Origin of the sequence: Psychroflexus longus, assembly GCF_020164595.1 — a bacterium.
Lineage (GTDB): Bacteria > Bacteroidota > Bacteroidia > Flavobacteriales > Flavobacteriaceae > Psychroflexus > Psychroflexus longus.
This window is the reverse complement of record NZ_JAIQZE010000004.1, coordinates 48,491-71,126: the sequence shown is the minus strand read 5'-3', so window position 1 is coordinate 71,126 and position 22,636 is coordinate 48,491. Positions and strand designations below refer to the sequence as shown.

At 33.6% G+C, this 22,636-nt stretch carries 26 protein-coding genes; 10 read left to right on the top strand and 16 right to left on the bottom strand.

The window, feature by feature from the left end; genetic code table 11:
• The first annotated feature begins 50 nt into the window (after positions 1 to 50).
• On the top strand, positions 51 to 824 hold the full coding sequence (locus LB452_RS05350) for a bacteriorhodopsin-like (RefSeq protein WP_224460700.1): 774 nt from the start codon (positions 51 to 53) through the stop codon (positions 822 to 824).
• 112 nt (positions 825 to 936) lie between these two features.
• On the opposite strand, the gene LB452_RS05345 is transcribed toward LB452_RS05350, so the two are convergent.
• A complete protein-coding gene (locus LB452_RS05345) occupies positions 937 to 1,353 on the bottom strand; it encodes an ankyrin repeat domain-containing protein (RefSeq protein WP_224460699.1) in 417 nt (138 codons plus the stop codon).
• Positions 1,354 to 1,690: 337 nt separating this feature from the next.
• Here LB452_RS05345 and LB452_RS05340 point away from each other — a divergent pair, with 337 nt between their 5' ends.
• The gene (locus LB452_RS05340; protein ID WP_224460698.1) at positions 1,691 to 3,847 is read left to right on the top strand and encodes a T9SS type A sorting domain-containing protein; all 2,157 of its coding nucleotides are present in this window, start codon (positions 1,691 to 1,693) and stop codon (positions 3,845 to 3,847) included.
• A gap of 21 nt (positions 3,848 to 3,868) precedes the next feature.
• On the opposite strand, the gene ytxJ is transcribed toward LB452_RS05340, so the two are convergent.
• A complete protein-coding gene (gene ytxJ / locus LB452_RS05335) occupies positions 3,869 to 4,273 on the bottom strand; it encodes a bacillithiol system redox-active protein YtxJ (RefSeq protein WP_224460697.1) in 405 nt (134 codons plus the stop codon).
• Between the two features lie 131 nt (positions 4,274 to 4,404).
• Here ytxJ and LB452_RS05330 point away from each other — a divergent pair, with 131 nt between their 5' ends.
• A complete protein-coding gene (locus LB452_RS05330; protein WP_224460696.1) occupies positions 4,405 to 5,094 on the top strand; it encodes a phosphoadenylyl-sulfate reductase in 690 nt (229 codons plus the stop codon).
• A 51-nt stretch (positions 5,095 to 5,145) separates the two neighbouring features.
• On the opposite strand, the gene LB452_RS05325 is transcribed toward LB452_RS05330, so the two are convergent.
• A complete protein-coding gene (locus LB452_RS05325) occupies positions 5,146 to 6,561 on the bottom strand; it encodes an MBL fold metallo-hydrolase (RefSeq protein ID WP_224460695.1) in 1,416 nt (471 codons plus the stop codon).
• A gap of 119 nt (positions 6,562 to 6,680) precedes the next feature.
• Positions 6,681 to 7,595 carry an AraC family transcriptional regulator gene (locus tag LB452_RS05320; protein WP_322966030.1) on the bottom strand — a complete coding sequence of 305 codons (915 nt, stop codon included), beginning with the start codon at positions 7,593 to 7,595 and terminating at the stop codon, positions 6,681 to 6,683.
• 111 nt (positions 7,596 to 7,706) lie between these two features.
• Between LB452_RS05320 and LB452_RS05315 the strand changes: the two genes are divergently transcribed.
• Positions 7,707 to 9,206 carry an aldehyde dehydrogenase family protein gene (locus LB452_RS05315; RefSeq protein WP_224460693.1) on the top strand — a complete coding sequence of 500 codons (1,500 nt, stop codon included), beginning with the start codon at positions 7,707 to 7,709 and terminating at the stop codon, positions 9,204 to 9,206.
• 122 nt (positions 9,207 to 9,328) lie between these two features.
• Positions 9,329 to 9,688, top strand: coding sequence for a DUF779 domain-containing protein (locus LB452_RS05310; RefSeq protein ID WP_224460692.1), 360 nt, complete (start codon positions 9,329 to 9,331; stop codon positions 9,686 to 9,688).
• Here the strand turns inward: LB452_RS05310 and LB452_RS05305 are convergent.
• From LB452_RS05305 to LB452_RS05285, 5 genes are all read right to left on the bottom strand, one after another.
• Positions 9,673 to 10,125 (bottom strand): PH domain-containing protein, encoded by a 453-nt coding sequence (locus LB452_RS05305; RefSeq protein ID WP_224460691.1) that lies wholly within the window; start codon positions 10,123 to 10,125, stop codon positions 9,673 to 9,675. The two genes, LB452_RS05310 and LB452_RS05305, sit on opposite strands and share 16 nt — an antisense overlap.
• Before the next feature lie 10 nt (positions 10,126 to 10,135).
• The gene (gene yaaA, locus LB452_RS05300; protein ID WP_224460690.1) at positions 10,136 to 10,897 is read right to left on the bottom strand and encodes a peroxide stress protein YaaA; all 762 of its coding nucleotides are present in this window, start codon (positions 10,895 to 10,897) and stop codon (positions 10,136 to 10,138) included.
• 85 nt (positions 10,898 to 10,982) lie between these two features.
• Complete coding sequence (locus tag LB452_RS05295; RefSeq protein ID WP_224460689.1) at positions 10,983 to 12,020, bottom strand: RluA family pseudouridine synthase; 1,038 nt, start codon at positions 12,018 to 12,020, stop codon at positions 10,983 to 10,985.
• Between the two features lie 38 nt (positions 12,021 to 12,058).
• Positions 12,059 to 12,613 carry a PASTA domain-containing protein gene (locus tag LB452_RS05290; protein WP_224460688.1) on the bottom strand — a complete coding sequence of 185 codons (555 nt, stop codon included), beginning with the start codon at positions 12,611 to 12,613 and terminating at the stop codon, positions 12,059 to 12,061.
• Between the two features lie 71 nt (positions 12,614 to 12,684).
• Complete coding sequence (locus tag LB452_RS05285) at positions 12,685 to 13,332, bottom strand: rhomboid family intramembrane serine protease (RefSeq protein ID WP_224460687.1); 648 nt, start codon at positions 13,330 to 13,332, stop codon at positions 12,685 to 12,687.
• Between the two features lie 55 nt (positions 13,333 to 13,387).
• Here LB452_RS05285 and LB452_RS05280 point away from each other — a divergent pair, with 55 nt between their 5' ends.
• Positions 13,388 to 14,260: a lysophospholipid acyltransferase family protein gene (locus tag LB452_RS05280; RefSeq protein WP_224460686.1), complete on the top strand. Its 873-nt coding sequence runs from the start codon at positions 13,388 to 13,390 to the stop codon at positions 14,258 to 14,260.
• Positions 14,261 to 14,464: 204 nt separating this feature from the next.
• Here LB452_RS05280 and glmM read toward each other — a convergent pair whose 3' ends face one another.
• Entirely contained in the window at positions 14,465 to 15,850 is a 1,386-nt protein-coding gene (gene glmM / locus LB452_RS05275) for a phosphoglucosamine mutase (protein WP_224460685.1), read from the bottom strand.
• Positions 15,851 to 15,951: 101 nt separating this feature from the next.
• On the opposite strand from glmM, the gene LB452_RS05270 reads away from it, so the two are divergent.
• Positions 15,952 to 16,539, top strand: coding sequence for an acyl carrier protein phosphodiesterase (locus LB452_RS05270; RefSeq protein ID WP_224460684.1), 588 nt, complete (start codon positions 15,952 to 15,954; stop codon positions 16,537 to 16,539).
• 5 nt (positions 16,540 to 16,544) lie between these two features.
• Complete coding sequence (locus LB452_RS05265) at positions 16,545 to 17,237, top strand: hypothetical protein (RefSeq protein WP_224460683.1); 693 nt, start codon at positions 16,545 to 16,547, stop codon at positions 17,235 to 17,237.
• Here LB452_RS05265 and LB452_RS05260 read toward each other — a convergent pair.
• The 5 genes from LB452_RS05260 to LB452_RS05240 all read right to left on the bottom strand — a co-directional run bounded on the left by LB452_RS05260 (position 17,234) and on the right by LB452_RS05240 (position 19,689).
• Positions 17,234 to 17,602: a DoxX family protein gene (locus LB452_RS05260; RefSeq protein WP_224460682.1), complete on the bottom strand. Its 369-nt coding sequence runs from the start codon at positions 17,600 to 17,602 to the stop codon at positions 17,234 to 17,236. The two genes, LB452_RS05265 and LB452_RS05260, sit on opposite strands and share 4 nt — an antisense overlap.
• Positions 17,603 to 17,682: 80 nt before the next feature.
• Positions 17,683 to 18,219, bottom strand: coding sequence for a DUF4252 domain-containing protein (locus LB452_RS05255; RefSeq protein ID WP_224460681.1), 537 nt, complete (start codon positions 18,217 to 18,219; stop codon positions 17,683 to 17,685).
• Between the two features lie 2 nt (positions 18,220 to 18,221).
• On the bottom strand, positions 18,222 to 18,755 hold the full coding sequence (locus tag LB452_RS05250) for a DUF4252 domain-containing protein (RefSeq protein WP_224460680.1): 534 nt from the start codon (positions 18,753 to 18,755) through the stop codon (positions 18,222 to 18,224).
• 6 nt (positions 18,756 to 18,761) lie between these two features.
• Positions 18,762 to 19,193 carry a hypothetical protein gene (locus LB452_RS05245; protein WP_224460679.1) on the bottom strand — a complete coding sequence of 144 codons (432 nt, stop codon included), beginning with the start codon at positions 19,191 to 19,193 and terminating at the stop codon, positions 18,762 to 18,764.
• Positions 19,180 to 19,689, bottom strand: a complete 510-nt coding sequence (locus LB452_RS05240) for an RNA polymerase sigma factor (RefSeq protein ID WP_224460678.1) — start codon at positions 19,687 to 19,689, stop codon at positions 19,180 to 19,182. The genes LB452_RS05245 and LB452_RS05240 overlap by 14 nt, the downstream gene beginning before the upstream one ends.
• 98 nt (positions 19,690 to 19,787) lie before the next feature.
• On the opposite strand from LB452_RS05240, the gene LB452_RS05235 reads away from it, so the two are divergent.
• Both LB452_RS05235 and LB452_RS05230 read left to right on the top strand, forming a co-directional pair.
• A complete protein-coding gene (locus tag LB452_RS05235; RefSeq protein WP_224460677.1) occupies positions 19,788 to 21,212 on the top strand; it encodes a S41 family peptidase in 1,425 nt (474 codons plus the stop codon).
• On the top strand, positions 21,209 to 21,892 hold the full coding sequence (locus tag LB452_RS05230) for a hypothetical protein (RefSeq protein WP_224460676.1): 684 nt from the start codon (positions 21,209 to 21,211) through the stop codon (positions 21,890 to 21,892). The genes LB452_RS05235 and LB452_RS05230 overlap by 4 nt, the downstream gene beginning before the upstream one ends.
• Here LB452_RS05230 and LB452_RS05225 read toward each other — a convergent pair.
• Positions 21,885 to 22,532, bottom strand: a complete 648-nt coding sequence (locus tag LB452_RS05225) for a response regulator (RefSeq protein WP_224460675.1) — start codon at positions 22,530 to 22,532, stop codon at positions 21,885 to 21,887. The two genes, LB452_RS05230 and LB452_RS05225, sit on opposite strands and share 8 nt — an antisense overlap.
• Between the last annotated feature and the right edge of the window lie 104 nt (positions 22,533 to 22,636).

The following is a 22,636-nucleotide window of genomic DNA, read 5'->3' as shown; positions in this document are numbered from 1 at the left end:
GTTTAATTTATTCCTACATTTGGATAAACAAACTTAAACTATTTAATGCTATGAGAACTTTTATGTACTTATTGGCCGACGTATCAAAAATCGCAAATGACGATTACGTAGGTTTTACTTTTTTCGTAGGTAGTATGGCTATGATGGCTGCTTCTGCCTTTTTCTTTTTATCACTAAGTCAGTTTGATAAAAAGTGGAGAACTTCAGTATTAGTATCCGGTTTAATTACTTTCATTGCAGCAGTTCACTACTTCTACATGAGAGATTATTGGGATCAAATTGGAGAGTCACCTACATTCTTTAGATATGTAGACTGGGTCTTGACAGTACCACTTATGTGTGTTGAATTCTTCCTAATTTTAAGAGTAGCTGGTGCTAAGCAATCATTGATGTGGAAATTAATTTTCTGGTCAGTAGTGATGCTTGTAACTGGATACTTTGGAGAAGCTCTTTATTTAGACAGCACAGGAGCATCAACAAATCCAACTATGCAATGGGTTTGGGGTCTAATTTCAGGACTCGCTTACTTTGTAATTGTATACATTGTTTGGTTTGGAGAAGCTAAGAAATTGGCTGTATCCGCTGGTGGTCAAGTATTGAAAGCACACAAGATTTTATGTTGGTTCGTATTAGTAGGATGGGCAATCTATCCGCTAGGTTACATTTTAGGTACTGAAGGTGGTCTTTTTGGATTACAATTAGTATCTGATATTGAATCAGCACAAATGTCAATGAATGTTGTTTACAATATTGGTGATGCAGTAAACAAGATTGGTTTTGGTTTAGTAGTATATTCTTTGGCAGTTAGTTCATCTAAAGACTAATACTATCTTTTGAATATTTAAGCCGGATCATTAATGATCCGGCTTTTTTTATGCCAAAATTTCATTAGAGTAAGTCCTTTATCTCTTCAAATCCTATTTTTTCTGCTTGATCTTAAGCAGAGAGTCCATCCTGATCCATTAATAGTGTATTTGCATCATTCTTAATCAGTACCTTCACAACTTCAATTCTATTGAAACATACTGCATAAGTAAGCGCTGTAGCCCCTTTATTATTGGCTAGATTAATATCAGCATCATTAATTAATAATAAGCTGACCATATCAATGTTTCCTTTGAATCTTACCCCAATTAAAGCTGTATTACCTGTTACATCCTGAGCATTCACATCTGGATTATACTCAAGTAATTTCTCAACAATTTGGACATTATCCATGTAAGTCGCATAAAGTAATGGAGTGAATCCCCTCTCGTCTTTCATGTTAATTTGAGATGGATCTTGCTTAAGAATATCTTTTACTTCAATTAGTTTTTGATTCTTGACTGCATTCAATAAATCTATCTTGTTCATAATTACAATTTTAGATTAATTTAAATTAAAGCTGTTTCATATCCCACGCACTTGATTTCAAATAATTATAGTTGTATTGGTATTCCATATTTAAAACTATAAGACCATTCTATTTGTCAATAGTTTTTTCAAATTGCTTTTTTGAATAGTTTTCTCTAAATCACGATTTTTCGCTTTCCTTACGGAATCGTTATAGCAGTTTATGTACTACAAACATTGACGCTTCAGCGAATTCATTTGTAAAACATTAACTCAATAAAAGCAATTATTAATACAAGGGGACAATTATGAATAATTGATATTTAATGTTGCTAGTTATTTTTGCAAAAAAAATCAAATGAATAAAAAACTACTTTTCATATATATTTTAAGTTTTAGTATTTCTGGTTTTGCGCAGTCTTTTGAGAATGAATGTGAGTGTTCAGTTGTTATAAATGGGCCAAATGATAATCTTCCAGGTAACGGCAATAATTACGATAATACCGAAGAGCAAACTATTTGTATTAAAAATAACGGAAATAATTACACTTATAAACTTGAACCAAAGGGTAATAAAAGATTTTATAAGCTCGGAAATAATGTTACATTTTGTATTGATTATGGTATTACGTTTGTAATTGAAAATATTGATTTTCAAGGATCTAAAAAAATATACAATAGGGGTGAATTAAATATTTTGGACGAATCTTTATCAGGTGCACGAATTTATTCCAAAAATGGTAAAATAATATTTTCAGGAAATCAAGAACAAGACATAGCTTTTATAGGTAATACTGAAATCAAATCACTAATTATTGATAATCCAAGTAATGTCAAATTAGTAAACGGAAATATTGACATTTATAAAAATATTGAATTGCTTAATGGAAATTTAATTACCAATTATTCTGGAATTGCTCCAGAAGAAAATCTGATCACTTTTAAATCTGATTCCACACGTACTGCTATACTTAAAGAAGTAGTAGGATCTAGCAGAATTATTGGCGCTGTAAGGATTGAGCGTTATTTACCATCTTCTAATAGAGCATACAGGTATTTAAGCTCATCTGTAAATACTACTGGATCCATTAGAGATAACTGGCAAGAAAATGTCAACAACACAGATAATAATTACAATTCAAATAAAAATCCAAATCCAGGTTACGGAACTCATATAACAGGAAGTAAACAAGGAAATAAAGGATTTGATGCTTCATTAACAGGCAATCCCTCTTTATTTACCTGGAATATAAATTCAGGAAATTGGCTGGCAATTTCTAATACAGATCAAAATACATTAGAAGCAGGAAAAGCTTATAGTATTCTTATAAGAGGCGACAGAAGTACTAATATATATTCTAGCAACTCTGCATATACAGGTTCTACAACACTGCGAAGTACTGGAGAAATAGTTACTGGTGATGTAGATCTTTCTCATGAATTAAACAAAACACCAAATGGATTTTCACTTATTGGGAATCCTTATCAAGCTCAGGTAGATTTTAAAAGAGCAATGACAGAAAGTTCCTCAAACTTGAAACGAAATTTTTATTACGCCTGGACGCCAGCCCTACAAACAAGAGGTGGTTACGTTACTGTTGATTTAAGTTCTGAACCTGTTGAATATGTACCATCTGGAAAAAATTTAAATTCAAATAAACAAGATAATTATAGATATATTCAACCAAATCAATCTGTATTTATTGAAACTGCACCTTCTGCTAGTGAACAAAATCAACCATCTTTGGTTTTCAAAGAAAAACATAAAACTGATAATTCAATTTCAAATGAAGTCTTTAGTATTCCTGAACAAATTGGAAAAATTGATTTAACTCTAATAAGAAAAAAAGGTAGTCAAATCGTTGATGGAGTTAGATTCAAATTCAATAACAATTATGATAATGAGGTGAATCAAAATGACGCTACAAAGGTTTGGAATAATGAAGAGTCATTCAGTATTTTGTCGAATCAAGCCAATTATTTAGCTATTGAAAAAAGACAATATCCAGAGATAGGTGAAAAATTAAAATTTTGGATTGGAAATTATACTAGTCAGGATTACACAATGCTTGTTAGCTTAACTGAAATTGAAGGTTATGAGGTTTATATAAAAGACAATTATACAGGCGATATTTTAAAGCTCGATGATGGAGATAATAAATTTGATTTTAATGTGGACAGCTCCATTTCAGAATCCAGCTCTTCAGATAGGTTTGAAATCACTTTTGAGCCTGTAACATTAGGAACAGAAAACATTGAGGCTGAAAACAATTTTAAATTATATCCAAATCCATCTAGCACTGGAGCTGTTTATATTAAATATGATGCCATCCTAGGTAATGAAATTGAGACTGAAGTCTATTCAATGATAGGTAAAAGAATGAAGGTCACTAGTAATCGCGTATCTAATTCAGAAGTGAAATTGAATACAAGTTCTCTTTCTACTGGAATATATCTAGTGAAGCTATCAAACGGGTCTTACACAACTACAAAAAAACTTGTCATAAACAACTAAACATATTAAGCACTTTTCATCTTAAGATAAAAAGTGCTTAATATCTGATAATCTTATTGCAGAATGAGAGGCGTGATGAAGGACTTCTCCATCTCTTATAACCAAAATTTGTGGAGATTGATGTAAGACTTGAAAACGTCTCGTAATTTCATTCGAAACATCTCTGTGTGCTAAAAGATCCAAATATAGCATCTCGATATCGTCATTATTGAAATCAATTTCATTTTGAAATTGATGCCAAACCATATTACTGATACCACAGGTTACAGAATGCTTAAAAATAACAACCAATTTTTCTTCTGAAAGCTTTTCTACTGCATCTAGTTGTGTTATGTCTTCCAATGTTCTCCAGGTAAAATTGGAAGTTTTGGCCTCGTCTGTAGTTTTAGTAGATTTTGTATTAAAAAGTTGGTCAAAAAACCCCATATATCTTATGTATTTAAATTTATTGTTGAATGATGAGTTTAAGAAATTCTGTATCAAAGTTATCAATACAAAGTAAAGCCTAAAACTAATCAGTTACTTATATTCGCGAAGTTAAAATATCTAGAGATAGAATGTGTGAAATTGCAGAAAAGAGAATCGTTTCCAGTCAAGAAATAGAACAATTAAATAAAAAATATAAATCTTTAAGCATCGTAGATCGTATCAAAACTTTATATGATGATTTTGATCAAGCTGAAGTTATGGTCACTAGTTCTTTTGCGGCTACGTCTGCTTTCTTGCTAAAGCTTTTTTCTGAAGTGAATGCTGACCAGATAATTTATTTTATAGATACAGGTTATCATTTTGATGAAACCTTGAGCTACAAAAAGCAACTTACAAAAACTTATCATCTGAATGTAAGATCTCTAAGTGCTCTAAAGCATGAACATGACTTCACCACCAAGGATAAAACCTGGACTAAAAATCCAGATTTTTGTTGCTCCATCAATAAAGTTAAACCTTTGGAGGTGATAAAAGAAAAGTACACCGTTTGGGTTTCTGGTTTAATGGAATGGCAAAGCGACCATAGAGAGTCTTTAGATGTCTTTGAGCAAAGAGGAGAAATTTTAAAATTTTATCCACTGCTTGATGTCAGTAAAGAAGAAAGAGACAATTTTATAAAAAAACACAATCTACCTTTTCATCCTTTAGTAAGTAAAGGCTATCATTCCATAGGGTGTAAACATTGTACAGTTCCAGGAAAAGACAGAAGCGGACGCTGGAACAACAATCCAAAAACTGAGTGTGGATTACACTTATAATAAAAAAAGCTCCAATTCATTGGAGCTTTTTTATTGAACAAAATCAAAACTTTACAGAAGTGTCGAAGGACAAACATACTCTGATTTTGGAATCTCATCATTTTCCAAAACCTCTTCAAAACCACCTATGACATCGACTACATTATCGATCCCACGTTGTTTTAATATAGAGGCAGCAATCATACTTCTATAGCCCCCTTCGCAGTGAATAATAAATTCACTGTCTGGAAATTCTGCCAGATGTTTATTTAATTCATTTAAAGGTGTGTTTTCTGCTCCTTTTATATGTTGAGATTGATATTCACTTTTCTTACGTACATCAAAAACTTTTGCAGAATTAGCCTTAAGTCTTTTTTCTAATTCTTCTACAGTAATTCTATTTACTGTATCTATTTCCCTTCCAGATTCTTTCCAAGCATCCATACCACCTTTCAAATAACCTATAGCGTGGTCGTAACCTACCCTAGCCAAACGGATAATACTCTCCTCTTCCTTCCCTGGATCTGTAACTAAAAGGATTTGTTGCTTAATATCTGGTATAAGTTCTCCAACCCACTGAGCAAAATTATTATCCAATCCAATATTTACACTATTAGGAATGAATCCCTTATGAAAATCTTGAGCTTCTCGAGTGTCTAGTATTAAAGCCATAGTTTCATTTGCAGCGGCCTCAAAAGCATTTGGTTCTAAAGGTTGTTCTCCTCTATCTATAATATCATCTATGCTTTCATAACCTTGGATGTTCATAAGAACGTTTTTAGGAAAATATCCGGGAGGTGGTGCCAATCCCTCCAACAATTCTTTAATGAATTCTTCTTTAGTCATATCTGGTCGTAAAGCATAGTTTGTTTTCTTTTGATTTCCGAGAGTATCTGTAGTTTCCTGGCTCATCATTTTACCACATGCACTTCCTGCACCATGGTTAGGATATACAATTAAATCATCAGACAACGGCATAATTTTATTTCTTAGAGAGTCATAAAGATGAGCAGCAAGTTTTCTTTCAGTAAGGTCTGCAATGACATGCTGTGCCAAGTCTGGACGACCTACATCTCCAATAAATAAAGTATCACCAGTTATAATTCCGTGTTCTTTTCCATTTTCATCAATCAACAAATAAGTTGTTGATTCCAAAGTATGTCCTGGAGTGTGGATCACTTTAATAGTATAATCTCCAACTTTAAATTCTTGATTATCTTTTGCGATAAGTGCTTCAAAACTTGGCTTAGCAGTTGGGCCAAAAACTATATCTGCGCCAGTCTTTTTGGCTAAATCTAAATGACCACTTACGAAATCTGCATGGAAATGAGTTTCAAATACATATTTGATTTTTGCATTATCCTCGTTAGCTTTATCAATATAAGGTTGGACTTCTCTTAGTGGATCAAAAATAGCAGCTTCGCCTTTACTTTCAACATAATAAGCTGCGTGAGCAATACATCCTGTATAAATTTGTTCAACTTTCATAATTTCTTTTTTTTATTATAAAGCTAAATTAAGATGAAAGCAGAATAACGAAAGATACTAAAGTTACAAAACAGACTCAAAATCAGTATTATATGATAAATATCAGTTTTTGAATACTATCAATGTAAAATTGTCTTCCTGAATTGACTTGGAGTCATCCCTTCTTGTTTTTTGAACTGCGTATTAAAATAACTAGAGCTATTAAAACCACATGAAAAGGCAATTTCAGATAATTTAGAAGACGAAGTCCTGATAAGTTTTTTGGCTTGTTTCAGGCGTTCACCATTCAAGTATTCTATAGGAGTTTCTCCAAGAGTATTTTTGAAAGTCTTATAAAAATGTGAGGAACTCATACAAGCTTTATCAGCTAAATTTTCAACACTAATGTCTTCCCTGTAATGTTCTCGAATGTATTTCAAGACAAAAGCCATTCTGTTATTATCAAACAAATAGGAAGTTTCATCAAGTAATGCTGCTCGCGCATTAGTTTGAAGAAGACGAAGAATTAATTCTTTGATCATCACATCCAAAAGAGCGTCTTTGTATTTATGACCACTCGTGAAAGTTTGCAAAAGTCTATCAACAAGGTGTTGAACTTGATAATTGTTATTCAGATGTAATGGAGAAAGATTCAAATTAGAGCTCATTGCAAAACTTTCTTCAATCTCAGTAGCATTTTGATAAATATCTATAGTTTCTTGAATTTTCTCTGAATCGATTCCTAATGCCATGCATCGCGTTGGAGAATCTATAGTTGCTTCAGGAAAATCAATAATCATTTTATTTTTTGCTGGTAAAACAACAGACTCGCCAGGCAAAAAATCAAAAGTCGCCTTATTTTTCAAATACATGATTTTTCTACCTGAAATCATTGTTGCTATAATAGGAAAATCAAATTCTAAATAGACTTGCTCTGCTTTTTGATGTGTTTCATAAATATTCATCTCAGCAAATTCAGCAGAATAAATTGTTCTGTTTTCTACTAGAGTTTCAATCTTCCTTAGACTTTTATGAGTATGTAAAATGGAGTTCATAGACATTCTTAAACAAAGGAGAATAATGATATTTAAAAGTAGTATTATTATATTATAATCAACTGTAATACTCTAAATTTAACTAATTCTAATTTTTAAATACATTATATTATGAATCACACAAAACCAAAATTCAAAGAAAAGTATGGTAATTATATCAACGGAGAATTTGTAGACCCCATTGGTGGTCAATATTTTGAGAATACATCTCCAACCAATAATCAGCTAATCGCAAAATATCCAAGGTCTCAAAAAGAAGATGTAGAAAAGGCTGTAGATGCTGCCAATGCAGCAAAAGTAGCCTGGGGAAATACATCAGCTGCTCACAGAGCTTCTATTTTGCAAAAAATAGCTGATGTTATAGAAGAAAACTTAAACGATTTCGCTGCGATTGACACTTACGATAATGGTAAAGCCATCAGAGAAACAGTAAATGCAGATATTCCTCTAGCTGTAGATCACTTCAGATATTTTGCTTCAGCTATAAGAGCTGAGGAGGGCAGTGCTACAGAGCTCAATGAAAATACCCTTTCTCTAATCATCAAAGAACCTTTGGGTGTAGTCGCTCAAATCATTCCCTGGAACTTCCCAATGCTCATGCTAGCCTGGAAAGTAGCGCCTGCCCTAGCCTCTGGTAATTGTGTGGTTCTAAAACCAGCAGAACAAACTCCAAGTTCTGCAACATTCCTCATGGAAAAAATAGGTCATTTACTTCCTCCCGGAGTCTTAAATGTCATCCATGGATTTGGACCAGAAGCAGGAAAACCTTTGGCTTCCAGTTCTAAAGTAAACAAAGTAGCTTTTACAGGAGAAACTACTACGGGTCAACTCATCATGCAATATGCTTCCAAAAACCTGAATCCAGTGACAATGGAACTAGGTGGTAAATCACCCAATGTTTTCTTCAATTCTGTTATGGATCATGATGATGAATTCCTAGACAAATGCATTGAAGGAGCTGTTCTTTTTGCTTTCAACCAAGGCGAGGTTTGTACCTGTCCGTCTCGCCTTTTGGTTCAAGAAGATATTTACGATAAGTTCATGAAACGCGTTGTCGAAAGAACTAAAGCCATCATCCAGGGCGACCCTTTCGATATGAACACCCAGATTGGTGCTCAAGCATCTCATGATCAATACGAGAAGATTTTATCGTACATGGACATAGGTAAAGAAGAAGGTGCAAAAGTTCTTTGTGGCGGAGAAGCCTTCAAAGCCGGTGGAGAATATGCCGACGGCTTTTATATTCAGCCAACCATTTTGGAAGGTCATAATAAAATGAGAGTGTTTCAGGAAGAAATTTTTGGACCTGTGTTAACAGTATGTAAGTTCAAAAATGAAGCCGAAGCATTAGAAATTGCAAATGACACTCTTTATGGTCTTGGAGCCGGAGTTTGGACAAGAGATGCTCACCAACTTTATCAAATCCCAAGAGCAATCAAAGCTGGAAGAGTTTGGGTCAATTGTTACCACGATTATCCAGCTCATGCTCCATTTGGTGGTTATAAAAAATCTGGATTTGGTCGTGAAAACCACTTGATGATGCTCAATCACTATCGCCAAGCCAAGAATATGCTCATCTCTTACGATAAGAACAAACTTGGCTTCTTTTAGAATAAGAAGATCAGTTTAAATAATTCCTACCCAACATCTTTATTTTTTACTTTATGCTGAATTCAATACTGCTAATTTAAAAGATTGAGATGTTTGGTTTTTAAATTTAAAATAAGATTACCATGGCATACACACGAGTAGATATAACTGAAAAAGCCGAAAAAGTTTTAGAAGAATTGAAGGAAAAACACGGAAACGTTATTTTCCACCAAAGCGGTGGTTGTTGTGATGGCTCCTCACCTATGCTTCTTCCCAAAGAAGATTTTTATCTGGATGAATCCGATATTTTTATGGGAGAAATCGGAGGCGTTAAATTCTATATGAACGAAGCTCAATTTGAGTATTGGAAACACACTCACCTTACCGTAGACATTACAGAAGGAAGAGGCTCTAGTTTTTCTTTAGAAATTCCAGAAGGCTTTAGATTTATTGTAAAATCCAGACTTCTTTCCAAAGAAGAAGAACATTATTTCAATATGTGACGTTCGTAAATTTCAACTTCAATGGAAGGTTTAATTTCTTTGATATAATCAACAAATTTATCATTACTTTTTGGAGATATATAAGTTTCCTTTCCCTTGTTATCAAAAAGAATAAGTCCCTGTCTTGAAGTTCCGAGCTGTGAGCCAGACGGTGAAGTTTTACCGACAAGAATTTTTTTGATGCATTCAATTTTTATTTTATTCCGAAAAGGACCACTTCTAATATATAGTTTTTTGTTTTTTATTTTGTAATTGGTTCCAAAATAAATCCACAGGATAGTCAACCATATCAATACTATAATTGAATCAAATACAATTAAATATGGTACAGAAAAATCAACGAATAAAAAACTTTCACTGATTAGAATTGTAAAAAGCAAAGAGAATCCTGCTAGAATATATCGAGAACTGGTATCTTTTTTGCTCTTAAATTTCACTGGCTAATAATTATCTTATGAATACAGGCTCATTTGCGTTTGTCGTATGTTCCTCAGAAAAGCGATAATCGTCATAATCAAAACCTTTGATATCTTCTAGGGAGTCTATGTTTTGGTCCAAAATATATCTTACCATAAGTCCTCTAGCTTTCTTGGCATAAAAACTTATAATTTTAAGTTTTCCGTTTTTAAAATCTTTAAAAACAGGACTGATAATTTTAGCGTTGAGCGTTTTGGAATCTATAGCTTTAAAATATTCTTGACTTGCCAGGTTGACAAAAAGCTCATCTTTATCCAATTCAGAGTTAAGTTGTGCTGTAACTTTATCTTTCCACAACTCATACAAATCATTATTAGATTCAATAGAGAGTTTTGTTCCCATTTCCAATCTATAAGGCTGTATCAAGTCAAGTGGTTTTAAGATTCCGTACATGCCGGATAAAATTCTCAATGAATTTTGTAAACGATTGATTTTATCTTCGGGAATAGAATAGGCATCAATCCCAGAATATACATCACCATCAAACATATAAATAGCAGGTCTAGAATTTTGCGGAGAATGTTCTTGTTCAAATTCTTGATACCTGCCGTAATTGAGATCTGCAAGTTTATCGCTTATATTCATAAGCTCTCCAATCTCATCCTTTGTCATTCTCGATAATTTACGATTGACTTGTCCTGCCAATTCTTCAAAAACGGGTCTTGTATATTTGCTGGTAGGAAGTTTGGATTCTTGATTTAATGATTTTGCGGGGGATACAACTAATTTCATTTTTTATTTAAATTTAAAATAATTTCAAAAGGTAATATATATAGTTAACTAATAATTTCAGATAACACTATAGCTTTATCTTATTTCAAATATTTTCTTTACTATTTTTAGCATAATTTCTCCACCGTTCTATACAATCTGAAATATCTGAAGGCACTTCAGAATCAAATTCCATCCACTCTTTGGAAACTGGATGCTCAAAGGCTAAAGTTTTTGCGTGCAGAGCTTGACGAGGAAGAATTTTAAAACAATTATCTACAAATTGTTTATATTTTGTAAAGGTTGTTCCTTTCAATATCCTATCTCCTCCATAGCGCTCATCATTGAAAAGTGTATGACCAATGTGTTTGAGATGTACACGAATTTGGTGAGTTCTGCCTGTTTCGAGTTGGCAGGATATTAAAGTGACATAGCCTAAACGTTCTATGACTTTGTAATGAGTAACTGCAGGCTTTCCCTGATCGACTTCGTCTCCAGAATAGACAATATTTTGAAGTCTATTCTTAGGATTTCTACCAATATTTCCTTCAATAGTTCCTTCATCTTCATTCATATTTCCCCAAACTAGAGCAACATACTCTCGCTTACTTGTTTTATGGAAAAATTGATTTGTGAGATGAGCCATCGCAGATTCTGTTTTGGCAACCACTAGTAAACCACTTGTGTCTTTATCAATACGATGGACTAGCCCTGGGCGATCACTACTGTTGTTTGGCAAATTATCAAAATGATAAATCAGCGCATTTATAAGCGTTCCTGAATAATTTCCATGGCCTGGATGGACTACCATACCAGTTGGTTTATTAACTACAAGAAGTGCTTCATCCTCATAAACAATATCCAAAGGTATATTTTCTGGAGTAAGCAAGTTTTCATAAGGCGGATACGCCAAAAGAACTTTTACTTCGTCACCCGCTTTCACTTTATAGTTTTGTTTAACAGCAATGCCGTTAACATAGATGTTGCCGTCTTTAGCCGCCTGTTGTACTTTATTACGTGTGGCATTTTCAATGAAGTTCATCAAAAACTTGTCTACACGCAGTGGCTCTTGGCCTTTGGTTGCTGTAAATCTATGATGTTCATAAAGGTCATCATTCTCATCTAGATTATCGTGTGCTTGCATTGTGATTGTGGTTTGGAACATTTTAAGAAAAAAACAGTTTATAAACTGCCGTCTCCCACTACTAAGTCTATTGTACTCGTTTTAGGCAACTTATCACCAGCCTTTATGGTTTCTCCTTTATGTCTCAATTCTAAAATTGCACCTTTAGCAATGTCAGGTTTCATGATAACATCGCCAATCTGAAATCCTAAGGCTATGAGAGTTGGCTCAACTTGTCTCCTGGTCTGCCTTATCAAACCTTGAGGTATTTCGACATCGATAAATCCAGATGGATTGAGTGTTAGGTAAATTTTACGATTTTCCTTTACCTGTTTTCCAGGTTTTGGAACTTGATCCAAAACGGAGTATGGTGGGTAGTTTGGATTATAATTAGCAGAATCTAAAACTTCACGTCTTAAATTCATTTCTTCCAATTTTTTATCAACGATGTCCAGCTCAAATTTTGATAAGTCTGGAACTTCGACTGTTTCGTTATGATCAGTCTTAATATCTAAATATTTTAGAGTCCCAAAAACCATAACAACAGTAACAACTGCAGCGATTATCAACTGAAGCAAAAAAGCTTTACTAAAAATAAACTTGAAAAATTTCATAGATAAAAATATTTGCAAATATAGGTGATGACCAACCTAGAATAAAAAATAACGCAAGTGAATATATAAAATTATAGTTTTCCCATCTTTTGCAAAACAAAAAGAACAGCAATAGGCAAGGCCAGTAAAACTACCATCAATAAATGTTCCTGTAAAACCCATGGAGATAGCAATAAGGTAATGAAATATCCTCCCATAGCTCCTCCAAAATGCGCGTCATGTCCAACATTGTCTCTTCGTGCTTTCATAGCCCATATGGAATAAAATAAATACCCAATCCCGAAAACATAAGCTGGAATTGGAATGATGAAAAATAGACCAAGCATCATGTCGGGCTGAAGAAGTATAGCAGCATACAAAACACCCACAACAGCACCACTCGCTCCCACTGCTGTATAGTGAGGTTCATTTTTATGGAATTGCAATGAAAGCAAATTCCCCAGAGCAAGGCTTCCAAAGTAAACCAGAAGGAAACCACCTGTCCCAATAAAACTCACCACACTGGAGGCAAAAAAATATAAAGTCAACATGTTTACAAAAAGGTGAGTAGTATCTACATGAAGAAATGCTGAACTCAGAATCCTGATTTTATCTCCTCCCTTAATCGAGGAGATTTCGAATTTATAACGATTAAAGAATTCGTAATCATTAAATCCTTTAAAGGAAATCAACACATTTGCTGCAATAATCGCAATAACAATAAAATCTAATCCTCCCATAATTTTCAAAACTCAAAAAGCCAAATATACCTATCTTTGCCCAAAATTAGCCTTGATGCAATTATTGATTTATGTAATAGTGTACCCTTTTTTGTGGGTCATTTCAAAACTTCCTTTCAAACTTATTTACCTTCTCTCCGATGCAGTTTACATATTGGTTTACAACATATTCGCTTATCGCAAAAAAGTAGTTCTCAGTAATTTAGAACTCGCATTCCCTAACTATTCAAAATCACAACAAGAAGCTATCGCTAAGAAATTTTATAAGCATTTGTGCGACATGATTTTCGAGGCAATAAAATCGATTTCAATTTCAAAAGAAGAAGCCCAAAAGCGTTTTCAGTTGGAAAACCTCTCCATTTTTTCAGATTTGGAAAAGAAAAATAAAAGTGCAATTTTAATTTTAGGACATTATGGAAATTGGGAATGGATTTTCATTTTACAAACCTTCATAAATCATAAAGGTTACGGTATTTATAAGCGATTGAAAAACAAGTATTTTGATAGATTAGTAAAACGTATAAGAGCAAAATATGATACTTACCTCATCACTACAAAGGAAACAGTGAAAGTATTAAACGAAGTCAATGCAAAAGGGGAACTCACAGTTAGCGGTTTTATTTCGGACCAATCTCCAAAAAGAGATAAAGCCCATCATTGGCAGAAATTTATGGGAGTAGAGGTCCCAGTTTACACAGGTGCCGAGATGATGGCCAAAAAACTAGACCATGCCGTTGTATTTACAAAAATCTCTAAAGTGAAACGTGGGCACTACAAATGTAGTTTTGAGCTGATCACCAATCAACCTAAGAATGTTCCTGACTACAAAATCACTGATCAGTTTCTAAATTTGCTGGAACAACAAATACATGAGGAACCCGCATATTACCTCTGGACCCACAAGCGCTGGAAACACAGGAAGGTATAAATTCAATCATATCTTTTACCTAAACTGCATTCCCAGCTAACCATCCTCTAATTTTTTCTGATTTTGCCATAGTTAACACCAAACTATATAGAAGTAAAGTATTAAAGCAGAAAATGAATTGAAAGCTAGCGTCTGATTTAAAAGAAAATCATCTATTCAGAAGACCTTAAAACTCTGCGTTCACCTGAAGTCTTATCAGGTTTTTTACTTGCTTAGTTCTTCAAGTTCAGATATAAAACGCTGAGCTAGCTCATCGGCTTCTTTTTGACTTTTAGCTTCAGTATATATTCTAACAATAGGCTCAGTATTCGATTTTCTTAGGTGAACCCAGTTATCTGGAAAGTCAATTTTTACACCATCAATCGTTGTTATATCCTCGTTTTTATATTTTTCCTGAATTTTATCCAGTAATAAATCAACATTAAGATCCGGAGTTAATTCTATCTTTTCTTTGGCCATGTAATAAGAAGTATAGGTTTGTCTTAGTACAGACACTTTCATTTGTTTCTCAGTTAACAAACTCAGAAACAAAGCAACACCAACCAAACTATCCCTTCCGTAGTGCAGTTCAGGATATATGACACCTCCGTTTCCTTCTCCTCCTATCACGGCATTGACTTCCTTCATTTTAGCAACGACATTCACTTCACCAACAGCACTAGCAAAGTACTCGCATCCATGTTTTTCAGTAATATCTCTTAGCGCTCTGGACGATGATAAATTACTAACCGTAGCACCTTTTTTTCTGCTCAGAACATAGTCTGCTATGCTTACCAAAGTATACTCTTCACCAAACATTTCACCATTTTCGTCAACAAATGCTAGTCTATCCACATCGGGGTCTACGGCGATCCCAAAATCTGCATGTTGATCTTTTACCTTTTCAGACAATTCAGAAAGATGTTTGGCAAGTGGCTCTGGGTTATGAGGAAATTCTCCATTGGGTTCACAATAAAGCTTAACTACCTCAACACCAAGCATCTCTAAAAGTGGTGGAATGGAAATCCCACCAGTGGAATTGACCGCATCTACCACAACTTTTATGTTAGCTTCTTTGATACGATCTACCTCTACTAATTCCAAATCTAATATTTCTTCAATATGAAGATCGATGTAAGCATTGTGATAGGTGATCTTACCCAAATCGTCTACGTCCGAAAATTCAAAATCTTCTTCATCTACAAATTTTAAAATCTGTTCGCCCTCCTCTGCATTCAAAAACTCGCCATCCTTATTTAGGAGCTTTAAAGCGTTCCATTGTTTAGGATTATGACTGGCTGTTAGAATAATACCTCCGTCTGCATGTTCCATTTTTACAGCTACTTCCACTGTTGGGGTAGTAGAAAGTTCTAAATCGACAACATGAATGCCCATTCCAGACAAAGTTTGCATAACAAGAGATTGAACCATTTTACCAGAAATTCTTGCATCCCTTCCAACGACAACTTTGTAGTTTTCTTTATTCCTTTGAGTCTTTATCCATTGGCCATAAGCTGCCGAGAATTTTACGACGTCGAGAGGGGTAAGATTGTCTCCCACTCTTCCGCCAATAGTTCCTCGGATTCCAGATATAGATTTGATAAGTGTCATAATTTTGGTTTTGATGAAATTTTTGTGGGGTAAAGATACAAGTCAAAAGATTTAACTCATAAAATATTTGCTAAAACTGCTTAATAATATACTTTAGAGCAATGAATTATTTGGCTCACATCTATCTTTCCGGAAATAACGATTTGCTGAAGCTTGGAAACTTCATGGCAGATGAAATCAAAGGGAAGTCTTACTTAAAATATCCTGAAGAAATTCAGAAAGGAATTTTGCTGCATAGAGCTATTGACGACTTTACCGATCATCACCCATTAGTTTCCAAGGGAGCTCACCGCTTTTTTCATGAACTTAGACATTACAATGGCGTTGTTATCGATATGATTTATGATCATATTCTAGCTAAAAATTGGGATAAGTATTGTGATGTGAAATTATCTAGCTTCGCCGAAGAATTCTATCTTCTGCTGGATAGTAATCAGCATTTGCTGCCAGAAAAAATTAGCAAAGTTGTTCCTTACATGATAGAACACAACTGGCTTCTCAGTTATGCTGACCTTGACAACTTAACTAGGATTTTAAAACAGATGAACAACAAAACCAAACATGAAACTCAGCTTCACAAAGGCGTTGACATCTATTTATTGCATCAAAATGAATTTGAAGCAGAGTTCAAAAGTTTCTTTGAAGATATAAGAGCATTTTGCATGAAAAAGATTAATGAACAGAAATAACAGTTATGAAACTCTTACTTAAAATATTAAAGGTTATTGGAATAGCCTTACTTAGTCTCATTTTAATAATAACAATTACAGGCTATTTCTTATCAGAAAAATTACCAGAAGGCCAACAAGGTAACGAGGCAGATAAGCTTGCAGAAAAAATTTTGGAAGAATTAAATTATGAAGCCTATAAAAACACGAAAGTAATAAGTTGGACATTCGCAGGAATTCATTCTTACGAATGGCATAAAGCTGAAAACTTCGTTATTGTAAAATCAGATGACTATCAAGTAAAACTTGATTTAAAGGACTATTCAAATAGTGAAGTAATTTCATCAAAAAAATCAGATGATGATAAACTCATTAAGTCCTCCATCAAAAACTTCAATAACGATTCATTCTGGTTGATTGCCCCCTATAAATTGATGGAAGACAATGTAGAAAGAAGAATTGTTGAGGAAAATGGGAATAAAGGCTTGTTGATCACATACACCTCTGGAGGATCAACACCTGGAGATTCTTATTTATGGACAGTAGATGAAAATAACAGACCTAAATCTTTTAAAATGTGGGTTTCAATTATCCCTGTGGGTGGGATTGAAGCAAAATGGAAAGACTGGGTAGAAACCCAGTCTGGAATGATTGTATCTACTCAAAAAAGTGTCTTCGGAATACCTATCGATATTACAAATTTAGAAACTAAGCCTTAAGAAAAGGCTATAACTGCAGACATTACCAACATTAAAAAGGCTGGTAATGAGCGCTTTAATTCGTCATTGACTTTAATGTGCATGCCGATGGCCCCAATCATTAAAACTCCCATACCAATAGATCCGATAAGCGCTAAATTATAGCCTGTTTTAAATATACTGATAACAAGTAGGATTGCAAATAATAGTTTTAGAAAACCAATAACTGGTACAAACCAAACGGGTAAACCATACTTTTCAAATTCTTCATTCATACTCCCGGCACCACCTCCACGCCATTCTGTCTTTTTATTGAATCTTAACAGCCAGACGTTTAATATTCCTAAAGCAATAATAACTTTAAATATTATAATTAGTGTACTCATAATTAAATTTAGTTTTGGTTAAATATCTTAAATATAGTTAGAAAATAAAGTAATCTAACATAACTTTAATGTGAAATTTCTTATTTCTCTAAATTTTCAAAAATATTTCCAAAATCCTGAGGCAGGGCACCCATATTTAAGTTTTGAGTAGATTGACTGATTTGATAAATATCACTAGCATTCACATCATCACCTCTCATTCTCAATAGCAATAATCCTAATTCAGAATCAAATCCAAAAAATATGAGTTCATCAATTTCATTCTCCGTTCCCACATAAAGCAACTTAGCTTCTCTATTACCACTGCTAAAGCTTATCAGAGGCTCATAATCTGGTTGATTCAGAATCAATTTAAGATCACGCCTTTCTTTTTGGAGTAAAACTGAATCTTTGTTTTTGGAAAGTGCGAGCAGATTTATTTTTTCAATTTTCTTCAAGCTATTATTTTGTTCTGCAGATAAGCTATCCAAATTCTGAAATAAAGTTCCTGCTGGAAGACTCGCAGATATAAATTGTGCTGAATTTTCCTTTTCCACAAGATACTCTTGCAAACTCTTTTTGTTGTTACAAGCGCCAACAATAAAAATACAGGATAATAAGCATATCAACTTTTTCATATCTATTGATTTTTGAGATTTTCCAAAGACTTGCCTCCAGGAATATTCATTTGGCTCGTAAGTTTTGATATATTTTTAAGGTCGATATTCCCGTTGATGAGCATCAAAACAGATTCTGTATCTGAGGTCTCTGTAGAATTAATGAACATTAAAAGTTGATTCACAAAATCATCTGACTTGCCAGGTTTAATGTAAAAATTTACATTTTTACCTTCGCTTTTCACTTTCATCAACTCTACTAAATTGTTTTTTGATTTCAAAGCATCAAAATCTCCCTGTAGCTGTTTACCATACTTGGGGCTTTCAGTCATGTAAATTCTAATATCATCAAGATTGTCAACAAGTTCGAGATAAGCTTTTATATCTTCATCTTCACTGTCTAAATCCAGTTTACTCATGAGTTTAAACATGCTTTTGCTTATGACAACCGCATTGACTTCTCTCACACTGTCATATTTACTAAAATCTTGAGCAACCACTGTTTTGCTCATAAAAGCGGTGGCCATTATAAGACCCAATAATTTAATTTGTTTCATAGTTTTTTATTTTATTAATTTATTTTTCTGTGTTCTGAATACTTCGACATATTCCAATTTTTCCAAACCATCATTCATATTGCTAGATAAGAGATTGAGAGCATTTTGAGTAGTTTCAAAGGCTTGTCTGGCTTCTTTCATTTCCTGTTGAGTTTGATAGTGGTCGTAAAACCAAAGTCCTCCCAGGGCAATACATAGTGTTGCTGCGATATTGATCCAGAAAGAACTGGATGTTTTTTCATTGCCTGTAACCTGATCTTCCATTTCAGTTTTAGATTCAAGTTCAAAAAACTTAAAAAGCTTTGCATAAGGTTCAAACTCCTTGTCATAAACTTCAGAAGAAAAGTATAACTTCAACTCCTGCTCCTGCTTGAGACTTGTCTCTCCCTCTTCATATAAGTTCAATAATTCACTTATATAGTCTTTATTGAATTCCATAAGCTGATGTTTTTTTCAATTCATTCATGATTTTCTTTCTTGCTCTAGAGAGCGCTACGCGAACAGAAGTTGAGTTCAAACCCATTATTTCTTCTATTTCCTGATTGGAGAATTGCTCCACATCTCTCAACTGAATAATCGCTCTTTGCTGTTCTGGTAACTCATTGATCAATTTTGAAACTATGCTAGCTTCATCTCTAGCTTCAATTTGTGAATCTAAGGAAGAACCTGGCTTTGTATAATTGCTATGAACAAGCTCTAAAGTCCTGCTGTGCTTTGATTTAAGAAGGTCATAACAATGGTTTTTGGTCATTGTCATAGCATATGCTTCAATGTTTTTTATATCGTTTAGTTGTTTTCGCAATTTCCACAACTTCAAAAGCACATCTTGAGTCGCATCTTTAGCAGTGACTTCTGAAGATAAAAGACGACGAGAAAACCTAAAGATTTTATCTTGTAGCGGTAATACTTGTCGAGAATAAATTTCAGAAGTCATAAAACCTATTTGAAAGAAGACGATACAACAAAGGATTTGTTACATCATCTTATTTCTAAAACAAATTTGATTATTTTTATCTCAAATTCGGATTGTATATGAAAATGAATAAATTTCTGCTAATAAGCTTTATTAGTGCTTTAGTTTTAACTTCCTGCCAGGACGATAGAGATGATAACATTTCAAACATAAATGAGTTAGCCAACCAAGAGAATATAAAAGATTTTATATGGAAGGCTATGAATGTTTTTTATGTCTACAAAAGTAATGCTCCAGATTTGGCTGATGACCGTTTTGAAAACACACCGGATTACAGGGACTTTCTCAATAGAATAGACTCACCTATAGACTTTTTCTTCTCTCTTCTTGCAAGGCAAGATCGTTTTAGCTTTATCGTATCAGATTTTGTAACCTTGGAACAAAGCCTGGATGGTATTTCCAGGTCTAATGGTATGGCTTTTGGATTGAATCAATTAGGAACGACAAATGCTGTTTTTGGATATGTAAGATATGTTGTACCAGGGTCTCCTGCGGACGTAGCAGGCTTGGAGCGTGGTGTCATCTTTAATAGAATAGATGGAAATTTGCTGACAATAGAATCAAATTTTAATCTTCTTTTATCTCCAAACACTTATACTATTGGTATAGCGGAGCTGCAAAACCGTAATTTGACATCTATAGATCAGGAAATAAGCTTAAATAAAGTTCAACTCACTGAAAATCCGATTCATGAACATAAGGTTCTGGATGTGGATGGTCAAAAAGTTGGATACTTGATGTATAACAATTTCAGAACTCCATTTAATGCTGAATTGAATTCAATATTTTCAAATTTTGCTTCAGAAGGTATTACAGATTTGGTTCTGGATTTAAGATACAATTCTGGTGGTAGTATCGAGACCTGTAAAGATCTATCCAGCATGATCACGGGTCAGTTCAATGGTGAAGTTTTTGCAAAGCAACTATTTAATGAAAATTTTTCACCTGAGGATATCATATTTGATAATGAAATTTCTACAGGAGAAACGATTAACAGCTTAAACCTTACTCGAGTTTATGTTCTTACTTCACCATCCTCCGCCTCTGCGAGTGAGCTATTGATCAATGCTCTAAATCCTTACATCGACGTTATTCAAATTGGCGATACAACCGAAGGAAAATTTGAAGGTTCAGCTACTTTATATGATTCCCCGGACTTTACGAGAAGGGATGTCAACTTAAATCACACCTATGCGATCCAACCTTTAATCTTAAAAACAGCAAATAAAGTAGGTTTCACCGATTTTTTTAATGGGCTTGAACCTGATATTTTACAAAAAGAAAATTTTGAAAACCTAGGTAAGCTTGGCGATCCTGAAGAACTTTTACTCAATAGAGCTTTACAGGAAATTAGTCCTGGTTTTGCTCCCTCTTCTTTATCTCAAGAAAAAAATCAAGTTCCTGTTAATAGAATTGGAGAGAACCAAATGTTTGATCCAACATACCAACGTATGTATATAGATTCAAATTCATTATCATTTTGATTTCTAAAAAACTCGATACACAAACACAACTTGAAAACTATATAAGTTTAAGAATCAGCTATTTAAAAATTCAAGATGATTATAAGTCTCTAGTTTCTACGGTTTCTCATGATTTAACTTCACCTTTAGGTTACCTGAAATTTTCAACAGATATTCTTACCTCACAACTAGGAGATGATGTTAATGATGACATAAAAGAAACTACGAGGGTTATAGCCAATTCGACATTCAAATTGAGTGAGGATGCTATACAAATTATCAGTGATGCAAAATTAAAACTTGAAAAGCAGAAAAAATCTTGGCTAATTAAAGATATGCTTATTACAAGCTTTAAAGATTTTAAAATTAAATTAGCCGAAGATCGCATCATCGGAAAAATTGAAGCAGAATTAAAATCAGATCTTGTTCTCAACAACTATTTGATAAGCTTTATACTTACCATGTTATCTGAGCAGGAAGTAGGTGTTAATTCGATTCAAATTGTCGAATTGGATGAGATGATGATAGTTAACTTAGATATTTTAGAGAAGAAATCCCCAAACTTTGAATTATTAGAGAATAAGCTAAAAGCTTTGAAACAGAAAGAAATTTTTAGTGATGTATGCAAATATTTGAATGTGGAAATAAATTTATGTAAGAAAAAATCAGTGATCAGGATAAGTTACAATCTACTTAGTTAGAACTGATTTTAAAATCAGTTCGATAAGCATCTACCAAACCAATATTATTATCAATATTAAGTTTTTGCATAATTCTCTTTTTGTAAGTGCTCACTGTAGATTTTTGTAAATTAAGCTCTTCTGAAATATCTATATTGGATTTACCTGTGGCAAGCAAAGACAATATTTGAAACTCTCTGTGAGAAAGTAAATTTGATAAGGAAAGGTCTTTTTCTCCTTTTCTGTTGATGAGATCCTCATCAAATGCTTCATCTACAAACCGCTTTCCATTTTCCAATACCTTGATAGCCAAAGCTATTTTCTCTAGAGGTTGAGATTTACTTAGATAACCATCAGCTCCATTTCTAATGAAGTTTACAGCATACTGAGGCTCATCGTGAGCAGAATACATCAGTATTTTGATGTTTTCATGGTTCGCTTTAATATCTTTTACAATATCTACGGTGTTTCCTCCTGGCATTTTAATGTCAAGAATAACCAGGTCAATGTCTTTATGAGCTAAAAGTTGGTTTCTCAACTCGTTCGTTGAAGCTACCTTAATAACGATTGGTCCGGAAATATTCTGACGAATGATGGCTTCAACCCCATGTTTTACAACATCGTGATCATCGGCTAGAATAATTTTTGTTATTTTCTTCAATTTAGATTGACGGTTTGGTAGTACCAAAATACAAAAAGTAGAAATAAAACTACATTTTTATTTAAATACTTTGCAATTATTATTTCAAGGTGCTCATCTGGAAA